This window comes from Streptomyces sp. NPDC007983, assembly GCF_042958345.1.
Classification (GTDB): domain Bacteria; phylum Actinomycetota; class Actinomycetes; order Streptomycetales; family Streptomycetaceae; genus Streptomyces.
Map to the genome: position 1 here is coordinate 257,374 of NZ_JBIBJI010000008.1, position 12,490 is coordinate 269,863.

Sequence of the window (12,490 nt, forward strand, 5' to 3'; positions counted from 1 at the left end):
GTTCGCCTACGGACTCGTCCCGCTCAGCGGAACACCCGGTGCCGCGGGAGGTGCGCGGGGGCGGCGTCCACCTGGCGCGGAACCCGCCGGCAGGGCGCCGGGCGGTGGGCGTCCCGCTGAGCGGAACCCCGGTCATGCGCGGGCGCGCCGCCGCGTTCTACCGTGCGCCCATTCGGCGAAGGGAGCACGATGACGAAGACCATCGCAACCCCCCGGCTCCCGGGCGGCCCGGCGCCCGGGAGCGGCGGAACACGTGGCGCGGCGGTGTCCGCCACCGGGGTCGGCATCCGGTTCGGCTCCTTCGAGGCGGTACGGGACATCTCGCTCGACATCGCCGCCGGTGAGTTCCTCTGTCTGCTCGGGCCGAGCGGCTGCGGCAAGTCCACGCTGCTGTCCGCCATGGCCGGGTTCGTGCCGGTGCACGAGGGCGGCCTCACCGTCGACGGCGCCCCGGTCACCGGCCCCGACCCCGGTCTCGGCATGGTCTTCCAGAGCAGCGAGGCCCTGTTCGACTGGATGACCGTACGCGAGAACGTGGCCTTCGGCCCGCGGATGCGCGGACAGTCCCGGGCGGAGCGGGCCGAGCTGGCCGACACCTACCTCGGTCTGGTCGGGCTGCGCCACTGCGCCGACCGGTTCCCCGGCCAGCTCTCCGGGGGCATGCGCCAGCGGGTGCAGATCGCCCGGGTGCTGGCGGGCGGGCCGCGGGTGGTGCTGATGGACGAGCCGTTCGGCGCGCTCGACGCCCAGACCCGCCAGGTGATGCAGGACGAGATGGGCCGCATCTGGAAGGCCTCGGGCTGCACCGTCGTCTTCGTCACCCACGACATCGACGAGGCGATCCTGCTGGCCGACCGGATCGCCGTGATGACCGCGGGCCCGGCCGCCTCGGTCAAGGCCGTCTACCCGGTGGATCTGCCCAGGCCCCGCGACGAGACGGATCCGGCCGCCGTCGAACTCCGCCGCGCCCTGCGGGAGGACATCGGCGAGGAAGTGCGCAAGGCCCTGCGCGGCCAGGGACTCGACCTCGACGAGGAGACCCCATGACCACCGTGACGGCCGGCCCCTCCGCCACCCCGCGCCCCGGGCGGCGCCCCGGCCGGGTGGCCGCCGGGCCGCTGCGGGCGGCCGGGCTGTACGCGGTGTCCGTCCTCGCCGGGATCGCCGTGTGGCAGCTGCTGGCGGTGGCGTACGGCTCCGCCCTGGTCGCCTCCCCGAGCGAGACCCTGACGGCGGCCAGGGAGCTGGCCGCCGACGGCACCCTGTTCAACTCGGTCATCGCCTCCGGCCGCCGCATCCTGATCGGCTGGGGTCTGGGCCTCGCCGTGGGCGTACCGGTCGGCCTGCTGATCGGGCAGATCCCGCTCGTACGGCATCTGCTCGACCCCTACATCGAGTTCTTCCGGTTCATCCCCCCGGTCGCGTTCGTGACCCTGGCGGTGGTGTGGCTGGGCATCGGCGAGTCGTCGAAGGTCGTCCTCATCTTCTATACGTCGGTCTTCATCGTCACCCTGAACACCAGCGCCGGCGTCATGGCCGTGCACGAGTCGAAACTGCGCGCCGCGGCGAGCCTGGGCGCGAACCGCCGCCAGATCCTGCGATGCGTCGTCCTGCCCTCGACCGTGCCCCACATCGTCACCGGCGCGCGGCTGGCGATGGGCAACAGCTTTCTGACCATCGTGTCCGCGGAGATCGTCGCCTCGCAGGTGGGCCTCGGATCCCTCATCTGGACCTCCCGCAACTACGGTCGCATCGACTGGGTATTCGTCGGGATCATCACCCTGGGCATCCTCGGGTTCGTCTACGATCGCGTGCTCCGCGTCGCCGCCTCCCGTGCCCTGAGTCGTTATGGAGTGAAACTGTGAGCAGCCAGACGTCACGGACCCTCGTCCTGGAGCGCTTCGGCACCCTGCCCCGGCCGGCGGAGCGGCCCGTGCCGGAACGGCGGCCCGGTCAGACCCTCGTACGGGTCCTGGCCGCGCAAGTGGGCCACCTCGACCTGAACATCGTGGACGGCGCGTTCGGCATCCTGCCCGATCTGCCCACCGTGCCCGGCACCACGGGGTGCGGGGTCGTGCTGGCCTCCGACACCCACCCCGAGGGCGCCCTGGTCAAGATCAACGGCAAGGGTCTGGGGATGCGCCGGGACGGCAGCTGGGCCGACCACGTGGTGGCGCCCGACGCGGCCGTGTCCCCGGTCCCCGAGGGCACCGACCCCGCGCTGGCGTGCAGCTACTTCTCCCCGGCGGGCTCGGCCTGGGCCGCGGTGCACTCGGTCGCGGGCGTACAGCCGGGGGAGCGGGTGCTGGTGACCGGCGCGGCGGGCGCGGTCGGCGCCCTGACGGTGCAGATCGCGGCGCGGGCCGGGGCGGAGGTCATCGGCGTGGTCGGCCGCCCGGCCAAGCTCGCCCACGTCCCGGCCCCCGGCAAGGCGGTCCTGGCCACGGACCTGTCGCCGGAGGCCGTGGGCGGGCCGGTCGACGCGCTCATCGACACCGTCGGCGGTCCGGTGCTGCGCGACGCCCTCGGGCTGGTCCGGCCGCGCGGCCGGGCGGCCCTGGTCGGCTACACCGCCGGACGGGAGCTCGCCGTCGACCTCGCGGACTGGCTCCTGGCCGACGTGGCGCTGCTGCCCGTCAACCTGATGTCGCGGGGCAAGGAGGTGGCCGCCGACACCGAGGCGCTGCTCGGCGATCTGATGTCCGGAGAGCTGACCCTGCCGATCGAGCGCTACACCCCCGACCGGCTGGCCGAGGCGGTGGAGCGGCTGCGCACCGGGGCCGCGGTGGGCAAGGTGGCGCTCGACCTGTCCTGACCCGCGGCCTGCCCCGGCGGCCCGCTCAGCGGACCGGATCGCTTGGGCGCACGCCCCGGCCGTCACACCATCGGTGCATGGACCTCATGGACATCCAGGCACCCCCGGCCGGGGCCGCCGCGGAGGCGGACGGCGTCACGTACCACTACATCGAGACGGGGCAGGGCAGCCCCACCGTCTTCCTCCACGGAGGCGGCCCCGGGTGCACCGGCTGGTCGGACTTCGGCCAGGTGTCGCGGCTCTTCGCCGCGGACCGCCGGTGCTTCCTGGTGGACATCCTGCAGTACGGCAAGTCGGCGAAGCCGGTCATCAAGGGCCCGATGTGGGACTACCACGCCGCCAAGACCGTGGCGCTGATGGACACCCTCGGCCTGGAGCGCGCCGACTTCGTGTGCAACTCCTGGGGCGGCACCATCGCGCTCAACCTGGCCGCCCTGTACCCCGAGCGGGTCCGGTCCCTCGTCATCACCGGCAGCATGCCCGTCTTCCACGGTCCGCTGGCCCCGCTGCCCGAAGGCGGCCGCCGCGGGCGCAACGCCCGCGACGTGTACTACGGGGGGAGCGGCCCGTCGTGGCAGAAGATGCGCGAGCTGATGGCGCGCCTGGAGTGGTACGACCCGGACGCCATCCCCGACGCCACGGTGACGATGCGGTACGAACAGAGCCTGGACCCGGAGGAGAGGGCGCTCGCCGGGGCCTCCGACAACCCGCGCGGCGACTGGCAGGACCTCACCGGCGCGCTCGGCCGCATCCAGGCACCGACGCTGTTCATGTGGGGCATGTACGACGCCTTCCTCACTCCGGACTATCCGCTGATGCTGGCCCGCATGATCCCCCGGGGCAATCTGCACGTGATGAACGACGTCTCGCACCACCTCCAGGAAGAACGCCCCCACGACTACTACACCGTCGTCTCCGGCTTCCTGAACCAACAGCACGCCTGAAACAGCTGACACAGCGCGGAGGAAACGTGACCGAGCCTGCTCTGCGGGTCGTCGAACTCACCAGCCCGTTCGCCCGGTTCGCGGGCCGGCTGCTGGTCGGACTGGGCTACGAGGTGGTGCTCGTCGAACCGCCCGAAGGCGACGCCACCCGGCGCGAGGAGGGCGGTGACGCGTTCGCCCACTGGCACGCCGGGAAACGTGTCGTGACCCTCGACGCGGCCGCGCCCGGCGGCGCGGCGGGGCTGCGCCGTCTGCTGGAGGGCGCCGACATCCTGCTCGACGGAACCCCCGGCGGCGCGGAGGCCGGCGCCGACGGCCTGGACCACCTGGTGCACGTACGCGTCACCCCCTTCGGCCTGGCCGGGCCGCGCGGCCACTGGCAGGGCAGCGACTTCGTGGTGGCGGCGCTGGGCGGGATGCTCGCGCAGGTGGGCGACCCCGACGGGCCGCCGCTGCGGATGCCGGAGGGTCAGGCGGAACACCTCGCCGGGGTGGGCGCGGCCATCGCCGCCCTGCTCGGGCTGCGGGCCCGGCGGCGCGGCCCCGGCCAGCTCATCGACGTCTCCGCGCAGGCGTGCGTCGCGGCCGCCCTGGAGGCGGGGACCCTCGCCTACCTCCACGAGGACCGGGTCCCGGGCCGCCCGGGGCGGGTGCATCCGCTGGTGCCGCACGGGCTGTTCCGGGCCGCCGACGGCTACCTGGGCGGCGGGCTCGGGGGCAGTCCGCGCATGTGGGACGCGCTGCTGGAGTGGCTGCGCGAGGAGGGCGCCGAGGCCGATCTCGCCGAGCCACGGTGGCAGGACCCCGTGGAGCGCAAGAAACACCAGGAGCATGTGTTCGCGGTGGTCCAGGACTTTCTGAGCCACTGGCCCAAGGCCGAGTTCGCGGAGCGGGCCCAGGCCAGGAAGCTGCCCTGGGCGGCCGTCGACCTGCCCCATGAGCTGCCGGACAATCCGCAGCTCGCCGCGCGCGGCTTCTTCACCCGGCTGCGGACTCCGCAGGGCGAGCGGACCGACCTCGGCTTCCCCTTCGCCTTCCCCGAGGGCCACCGGCCCGGGAAACTCGACGTCCCCGCCCCCGGCGCCGATCAGGGCCTGCTCGACGAGCGCCGCCCGGCCCGCCCGGTGGCCGCCGCCGAGGAGCCGGTGCGCCCCGCCCTGCACGGGGTCCGCGTCCTGGACCTGACCTGGGTGCTGGCCGGTCCGTACTGCACCAAGGTGCTGGCCGACCACGGCGCCGAGGTCATCAAGGTCGAGTCCGCGGGCCGCCCGGACCCCACCCGGTTCGCCCCCTTCATGCACCTCTCCCGGGGGCCCCACACCGACCCGAACACAGGCGGCTACTTCAACGAGGTCAACCGCAACAAGCAGAGCATCGCCCTCGACACCCGGACCGAGGACGGCATCGCGGTGCTCCGCGAACTCATCGCGTCCTGCGATGTGCTCGTGGAGAACTTCAGCTCCACGGTCATGACCAAACTCGGCCTCGGCTACGACACGCTGCGCGAGATCAACCCCGGCATCGTGTACGTGAGCATGTCCGGGATGGGCCACACCGGGCCGCGCAACGGCTGGGTGTCGTACGCGGACACCGTGTCCGCGAGCAGCGGACTGACCGGCCTCACCGGCTGGGGGCCGGACGACGTGGTCGGCGTGATCTACGGCCACGGCGACATCGTCGCGGGTCTGCAGGCCGCGCTCGCCACCGTGGCCGCGCTGGAACACCGCGACGAGACCGGGCGCGGACAGCACATCGACCTGTCCCAGCTGGAGGCCATCGCCGCCCACATGGGGACCAGCCTCCTCGCCGCCTCACGCCCGGGCGCGGACGTGGCGACGCCCATGGGCAACGCCCACCCGCGGTGGAGCCCGCAGGGCGTCTACCGGTGTCTGGGCGCCGACCGGTGGCTGGCCGTCAGCGTCCGCGACGACGCGGAGTGGGCGGCCGTGTGCGAGGTGATCGGGCGCCCGGAGCTGGCCACCGATGAGCGGACCCGCACCGCCGAGGACCGCCGCCGGGCCGCGGACCTGGTGGACGGCGCGCTCGGCGGATGGGCGCGCGGCATGCCCGCCGACGCCGCGGCCGAACTGCTCCAGGAACGGGGCGTACCGGCCGGAGCGGTGCAGGACGGCCGGGAACTCGTGGAGCACGACCCGCAGTTGCGGGCGCGCGGCTTCTACGTACGGGCCGAACACCCGGTCGCGGGCGCCTTCCTCCACGAGGGCCTGCCCATCCGGCTCACCCGTACCCCCGGCGCCATCCGCGGGCCCGCGCCCGTACTGGGCGCCGACACGGACACCGTGCTGCGCGAAGTGGCCGGGCTGACGCCGGAACACATCCAGCGGCTGCGCGACACGGGGGTGCTGCGGTGAGCACACCGATGCGCGCACCGGGCGCGGCGATGACACTCCCCGCCCTCCTCGACGCCGCCGCCGGGGAATTCGGCGACCGGGTGTTCCTGCGCGCCGACGGGATGACGCGTGGCTATCGGCAGGCCCGCGAGGCGGCGGCCACGATGGCGGGAGCGCTCGCCGCGCGTGGCTGCCGCCCGGGCGACCGGATCGCCGTCATGTCCGGCAACCGCGCCGAGTTCATCGATCTGATCCTCGGCTGCGCCTGGCTCGGCGCGGTGCTGGTGCCGCTGAACACCGGGCTGCGCGGCGAGGGACTGCGAGACGTCCTGCGCCAGGCCGAGCCGTCCTTCCTGCTCGCCGAGGAGGAGTTCACCGGGCGGGTCACGGCGGCTGGTTACCGGGGCCCGGTGTGGACGGTCGGTGGCGACGGCGCCCCGGCCCCGGGCGAGGCGGGGGCGCTGCCGCCGGCTCCTGTACGGCCCGAGGACACTGCCGCCATCCTGTTCACCTCGGGCACCACAGGCGCCTCGCGCGGTGTGCGCTGCCCCCACGCCCAGTTCGTCTGGTGGGGCCGTAACGTCGCGGACTCGCTACGCCTCACCGGCGACGACGTGCTCCACACCTGTCTGCCGCTGTTCCACACCAACGCCCTCAACGCCCTGGCGCACGCCATGACCGTGGGCGCCGCATACACGCTCGGGCGGCGGTTCTCCGCGAGCGCGTACTGGGGTGAGGTGGCCGAGGCCGGTGCCACCGCCGTGTATCTGCTCGGCGCGATGGTGCCCATGCTGCTGGCCCGGCCGCCCGGCCCCCACGACCGCGCCCACCGGGCCTGGCGCGGCCTGTCCCCGGCCACCCCGGGCCCGGCGTACCAGCCGTTCCTGTCCCGGTTCGGCGTCACCCTGGTGGACGGGTTCGGCTCCACCGAGACCAACCTCGTTCTCGGGTCGACCCCCGCCGACCACCGGCCCGGCTACATCGGCACCGTGCGCGACGGCTTCTCCGCGCGCGTGGTGGACGACCTGCTCGCTCCCGTCCCGGACGGCACGGCCGGGGAACTGCTCGTCCGCAGCCACCAGCCGTTCGCCTTCTGCACCGGCTATCTGGGGGACACCGAGCCCCCGGCGCCCGACGCGTGGCGCCGCACCGGCGACCGGGTGATCCGCGAACCCGACGGGTGGTTCCGCTTCGTCGACCGGATCAAGGACGTCATCCGCCGGCGCGGTGAGAACATCTCCTCGGCCGAGGTGGAGTCGGCGGTCCGCTCCCATCCCGCGGTGGCCGGGGCCGCGGCCTTCCCGGTGGCATCCGAGCTGGCCGAGGACGAGGTCATGGTGGCCGTGACGGTCCGGCCGGGCCGGGTGCTGGACCCGCCGGACCTGGTACGCCACTGCGAGAGCGAACTCCCGCCGTTCGCCGTGCCCCGGTACGTCGACCTCGTCCCCGAACTGCCGCTCACCGCGACCGGCAAGATCCGCAAGGCCGCGCTGCGTGAGCGCGGGGTCACCGCGGACACCTGGGACCGGGACACCCGGCGCGGGGCATCCCGGATCAGCCGCCCGTCACCCAGTCCGTGATGACCTTGGCGTACTCCTCGGGCAGCTGCTCCGGCGCGGGGACATGGCCGCCGGGAATGACCCGCGTATCGCAGCCGAGCGCCGCGGCGAACTTCTCCAGCGCGGGCAGCGAGTAGTGGTCCCCGGCGGCGCACACCGCGAGCGTCCGCGCGGTGATGTGCGGCAGCCGCGGCTCCATCGGATAGCGGCGGACCGCCACATGGCCCTCCTCCACCCGGTCCAGCACCGTCACCGCGTCGATCACATAGCGGTGCAGCGCGGCCTCCTGTCCTTCCCGGTAGAAGCCGCGCCGCCGGTTCCACAGCTCCAGCAGATGGGAACCGTCGGGCCGGGGGTCGACATGGTCGACCGGCTTGCGCCGGTCGGCGGTGCGCCGCTTCTCCTCGTCCACGAAGGGCGTGGCGGAGAGCAGCAGGCTGGAGACGCGGTCCTGGTAGCGGGCGGCCAGCTCCACCGCGATGACGCCGCCCGTGTGGTGTCCCACCAGGTGGAACCGTTCCAGGCCCAGCGCCTCGATCAGGGCCCCGGCGGCGTCGGCGAAGCGCTCGATCGTATGGGGCTCCTCGGGCTTCGCGGAGGCGCCGAAGCCCAGGGTGTCCATGGCGATGCCCCGGTGCACGGCCCCGACCAGCGGCAACACTCCCAGATACTCGGTCCACGAACGCGGCGTCTGGTGCAGCATCAGCACCGGCTCGCCCGTGCCCGCCTCGACGTAGTGCAGCTGCCCGAAGGGGCTGGGCGCATAGCCGCGCAGCAACGAGTCCGTCATGAGTGACCTGCCTGTTCCATCGGGGGGAGGGAGCGGGCGGCGCGCGCCGATGGGGAACACTGTGACGGCCGTCAGGGCGCGGCACCAGGCGACCGGTCCGCTCTGCGAACCGCCGGCCCGGGGCGTTCGGCATGGCCGACCGGGCGCTAAGAATTCGACAGGGCGCCGCATGACCCTCGATCGCACCGCGAACGCGCCTTAGGGTATATGCCGATATGTCAATGGATCCGGTGGGTCGCGCGCATACCTGGTGCGGCGAACGGCTTCCCTTGCTCTCGGCGGTCGGCGCGCAGCTCACGGACCGCGAGGTGATGGAGTACGCCCTGACGCAGGCGGTCTCCGAGCTGGGCGGCATCGCGGGAGCGGTGCACTGGTCGTGCGGGCCCGCGGGCAGCCATGAGCTGCGCCTGGTGCTCGCCGGGGGGCTGCCCCGGTCCGTCCTCCGGGAGTGGGAGGAGATCCGGGAGGGCGACCCGGCGCTCGCCCCCGCCCGGGCCGTACAGGACGGCGCGTTCGTCTGGATGCCCGCCCTCGACGGCCACGGTCCCGATACCGGGAGTGCCCGGCCGTACGCGTACGGGAGGCTTCCCCGGGCGACCATGGTGGCCGCCGTCCCGCTCTTCGCCGAGGGCGCCCCCGTCGGCGCGCTGTCCGTGTTCACCGGGCCCGGCGCGCCCACCGCCGAGCAGCGCGGATTCCTGGTGAAGATGGCCCGCTGGGCCTCCGGGCGTCTTTCGGCTTTCTCCCCCGTGGCGGGCCGGGCCCATCCGTGGTGGCAGCAGCAGCCGGTCGCCTCCGGGTTCCGCCAGGCCCTGGTGGCGGTCAAGGTCGGTTCCTGGGAGTGGGACATCCGTACGGGAGAGATGGTCTGGGACGCGGCGGGGCTCACCCTCCTGGGCATACCGGAGGACTACGAACACCGCGTCGAAAGCTGGGTCGGCCTGATCCACCCCGAGGATGTGCCGCGGGTCATGGCCGCCACGCAGGAGGCGCTGCACGGGCACGGTGTGTACGAGGCCGAGTACCGGGTGTGCCGCCCCGACGGCACCACCGGCTGGGTCCAGAGCCGCGCCCATCTGGTGCTCGACGGGCGCGGAGAACCCATCCGCATGATCGGCCGGGTGTGGGACACCACCGAGAGCCGCATCGCGCGGGAGTCCGTGGGGCAGGCGCTGCGCTTCATGAGCGACGCGTTCCTGGCGGTGAACCGGGAGTGGCGGATCACCTTCCTCAACGTCGAGGCCGAGCGCCTCGTAGGCCCGTCCGTGGACGTGCTGGGCGGGCCGCTGTGGGACGGCCCCGCGGGCCTGGTCGCCGGCCTGGAGGCCCGCTGCCGGCACGCCGCGCTCGACGGCACACCGACCGGATTCGACCTCCGGTGGCCCACCGACGGCCGCTGGTACCACATACGGCTGGTCCCGGTGCCCGACGGGCTGACGGCCTACCTCACCGATGTCACCGACACCCGCAACCGGGCGGCGCGGCGCGAGGCGGCCGAACGGTCCGCCGCCGAGCAGGCGGCCAGGATCCGCGGGCTGACGAGTGCGCTCGCCGAGGCGGTGACCACCGACGACGTCGTCCGTGTGGCCGCCACCCACATGCTGTCCCCGTTCGCCGCCTCGGGCCTGCTGATCCAGGTGCTGGAGGGTGAGCGGCTGCACGTGGTCGGGGCCGTGGGGTATCCGCAGGCGTTCCTGCACAAGGTCGACGGGATCGCGGCGGCCGACAGCCACCCGCTGCTCCACGATGTGCTCGCCTCGCGCCAGCCCCGCTTCATCTCCTCGGCCGAGGAGTACGTCGAGCTGGCGCCCGGTCTCGCCGGCTATCCGGCCCTCGCGGAGAAGAGCGCCTGGGCCCTGCTGCCCCTGATCGCCTCCGGCGAGCCGAACGGCGTGTGCGTCATCGCCTTCGCCGAGCCCCACCGCTTCTCCGGCGACGAGCGCACCATGCTGACCACCCTCAGCGGCATGGTCGCCCACGCCTTGGCCCGGGCCCGCCTCTACGACGCCGAGCACGCCCGCGCCCAGGCGCTGCAGCGCGATCTGCTGCCCCAGGACCTGCCCACGCCGTCCGCCGTCACCGCGGCCGTACGGTATCTGCCGGCCAGCAGCGGCACGAAGGTCGGCGGCGACTGGTACGACATCATCCCGCTGTCCGCGGAGCGGGTGGCGCTCGTCATCGGCGATGTGATGGGCCACGGGCTGGCCGAGGCCGCCACCATGGGACGCCTGCGCACCGCGGTGCACACACTGGCCAACCTGGAGCTGCCGCCCGAGGAAGTCCTCGCCCACCTCAACGACATCGTCGGCGACCTCGGCGACGACTCCTTCGCCACCTGCCTGTACGCCGTCTACGACCCGGCCTCCGGGGTCTGCTCCATGGCGCGCGCCGGACATCCCCCGCCGCTCCTGGTGAGCCCGGACGGAACCGTGGAGTGCCTGGACATCGAGCCCGACCCGCCCCTGGGCGCCGCCGACCCCCCGTTCAGCACGGCCGAACTGCGGCTGCCAGGAGACGGCCTGCTGGTGCTGTACACCGATGGCCTGGTCGAGTCGGTCACCCGCGACATCGACGTGGGTATCGCCGAGTGCTCCCGGGTCTTCACCACCGACCTCGGCCGCCGCCTCGCTGTACCCGGCGGGCCGCCCGCGGTCTGCGGACCGGGCGAGGACCACCGCGAGGACCGCAGACGGCTCGACCGCCTCTGCGACACCCTCATCGACACCATGCTGCCCGCCCAGCAGCTGACCGCGGACGACACCGCCGTGCTCGTCGCCCGGCTGCACCGCACCGCCCCCGAGAACATCGCCGTCTGGCGGCTCCCCGACGAGCCGGTGGCGGCCTCCCTCGCGCGCGACCACGTCCGCGGCCGGCTGCGGGAGTGGCAGCTCGACGAGCTGGTCATGACCACCGAACTCCTCGCCAGCGAGCTGGTCGGCAACGTCGTGAGGCATGCGAAGGGACCCGTCCATCTGCGCCTGCTCCGCGGCCGGTCGCTCATCTGCGAGGTCTCGGACGGCAGCGCCACGACACCCCGGATCCGCCGGGCCGCCGAGATGGACGAGGGAGGACGCGGCCTGCAGCTGGTCGCCGCGCTCTCCCAGCGCTGGGGGACGCGCTACACCGCCGACGGCAAGTGCATCTGGACGGAACAGCCCATCCCGCCCCAGCTGTCCTGAACATCCCCTGTGCGAAGGGTAGTTGACGTAGTCTCCTGGTTGACATTCCCGCCCGTGTGGTACGAGGTCAACCAGGAGGACGCAGTGCCCGGAAGCTCGCGCATCCGCAAGGTCTCGTTCGTCTTCGGCAGCGCCATCGCCTTGGTCGTCGCCTTACCCGGAAGCGCTCTCGCGGACCCGCCGAAGGCCCTGCCGGGCAACGCGGACGCGCTGGAGCAGACGTTCCAGCCCGCCTACGACTACGACACGGACGGCTGCTACCCCACGCCCGCCATCGGCCCCGACGGGGCGCTGAACGGCGGGCTCAACCCGTCCGGGTCACCGAGCGGGCAGTGCCACGACGCCCCGGACCTCGACAACACCAACGGATACGCGCGCTCGAAGTGCAACAACGGGTGGTGCGCGGTCATGTACGGCCTCTACTTCGAGAAGGACCAGGCGTCGATCGGCGGACACCGCCACGACTGGGAACACGTCGTGGTGTGGGTGCAGAACAACCAGGCCCAGTACGTTTCCACCTCCGCCCACGGCGGGTTCACCACCTACAGCCGCGACAAGATCCGGTGGGACGGAAACCACCCGAAGGTCGTCTACCACAAGGACGGAGTGAGCACGCACGCGTTCCGCCCCGCGAACACAGGCGACGAACCGCCCGAGAACGACCACCACACCTGGCAGTTCCCCACGCTGGTCGGCTGGAACGGCTACCCCGCGGGCCTGCGCGACAAGCTGAGCCAGGCCGATTTCGGCAGCGCCAACTTCGGCCTGAAGGACGGCAACTTCGCCGCCCACCTCCAGAAGGCCGAGCCGTCGGGCATCCCCTTCGACCCCAACGCCTGACCACCACGCGCA

General features: G+C 73.2%; 9 protein-coding genes. 8 read left to right on the top strand and 1 reads right to left on the bottom strand.

The features are described from left to right. The first annotated feature begins 189 nt into the window (after positions 1–189). The 6 genes from ACFZCY_RS25710 to ACFZCY_RS25735 all read left to right on the top strand — a co-directional run bounded on the left by ACFZCY_RS25710 (position 190) and on the right by ACFZCY_RS25735 (position 7,690). Positions 190–1,047 carry an ATP-binding cassette domain-containing protein gene (locus ACFZCY_RS25710; RefSeq protein WP_391177711.1) on the top strand — a complete coding sequence of 286 codons (858 nt, stop codon included), beginning with the start codon at positions 190–192 and terminating at the stop codon, positions 1,045–1,047. Further along, on the top strand, positions 1,044–1,865 hold the full coding sequence (locus tag ACFZCY_RS25715) for an ABC transporter permease subunit (RefSeq protein WP_391177714.1): 822 nt from the start codon (positions 1,044–1,046) through the stop codon (positions 1,863–1,865). The genes ACFZCY_RS25710 and ACFZCY_RS25715 overlap by 4 nt, the downstream gene beginning before the upstream one ends. Next, complete coding sequence (locus ACFZCY_RS25720; RefSeq protein WP_391177717.1) at positions 1,862–2,815, top strand: zinc-binding dehydrogenase; 954 nt, start codon at positions 1,862–1,864, stop codon at positions 2,813–2,815. The genes ACFZCY_RS25715 and ACFZCY_RS25720 overlap by 4 nt, the downstream gene beginning before the upstream one ends. A gap of 77 nt (positions 2,816–2,892) precedes the next feature. Further along, the gene (locus tag ACFZCY_RS25725) at positions 2,893–3,759 is read left to right on the top strand and encodes an alpha/beta fold hydrolase (protein WP_391177721.1); all 867 of its coding nucleotides are present in this window, start codon (positions 2,893–2,895) and stop codon (positions 3,757–3,759) included. A gap of 26 nt (positions 3,760–3,785) precedes the next feature. Continuing rightward, positions 3,786–6,131 carry a CoA transferase gene (locus ACFZCY_RS25730; RefSeq protein WP_391177724.1) on the top strand — a complete coding sequence of 782 codons (2,346 nt, stop codon included), beginning with the start codon at positions 3,786–3,788 and terminating at the stop codon, positions 6,129–6,131. Further along, a complete protein-coding gene (locus tag ACFZCY_RS25735) occupies positions 6,128–7,690 on the top strand; it encodes an AMP-binding protein (RefSeq protein ID WP_391177726.1) in 1,563 nt (520 codons plus the stop codon). Before ACFZCY_RS25730 ends, ACFZCY_RS25735 begins: the two co-directional genes overlap by 4 nt. On the opposite strand, the gene ACFZCY_RS25740 is transcribed toward ACFZCY_RS25735, so the two are convergent. After that, on the bottom strand, positions 7,665–8,459 hold the full coding sequence (locus ACFZCY_RS25740; protein ID WP_391177730.1) for an alpha/beta fold hydrolase: 795 nt from the start codon (positions 8,457–8,459) through the stop codon (positions 7,665–7,667). The genes ACFZCY_RS25735 and ACFZCY_RS25740 overlap by 26 nt on opposite strands. 230 nt (positions 8,460–8,689) lie before the next feature. On the opposite strand from ACFZCY_RS25740, the gene ACFZCY_RS25745 reads away from it, so the two are divergent. Next, a complete protein-coding gene (locus ACFZCY_RS25745; RefSeq protein ID WP_391177732.1) occupies positions 8,690–11,638 on the top strand; it encodes a SpoIIE family protein phosphatase in 2,949 nt (982 codons plus the stop codon). Positions 11,639–11,722: 84 nt separating this feature from the next. Then, positions 11,723–12,478, top strand: a complete 756-nt coding sequence (locus ACFZCY_RS25750) for an NPP1 family protein (RefSeq protein ID WP_391178315.1) — start codon at positions 11,723–11,725, stop codon at positions 12,476–12,478. Positions 12,479–12,490 lie beyond the last annotated feature (12 nt).

What these genes read in the sequence shown, in the direction of transcription:
- ACFZCY_RS25710 (WP_391177711.1), top strand. Translation starts at nt 190, where the DNA reads ATGACGAAGACCATCGCAACCCCCCGGCTCCCGGGCGGCCCGGCGCCC.
- ACFZCY_RS25715 (WP_391177714.1), top strand. Translation starts at nt 1,044, where the DNA reads ATGACCACCGTGACGGCCGGCCCCTCCGCCACCCCGCGCCCCGGGCGG.
- ACFZCY_RS25725 (WP_391177721.1), top strand. Translation starts at nt 2,893, where the DNA reads ATGGACCTCATGGACATCCAGGCACCCCCGGCCGGGGCCGCCGCGGAG.
- ACFZCY_RS25740 (WP_391177730.1), bottom strand. Translation starts at nt 8,459, where the DNA reads ATGACGGACTCGTTGCTGCGCGGCTATGCGCCCAGCCCCTTCGGGCAG.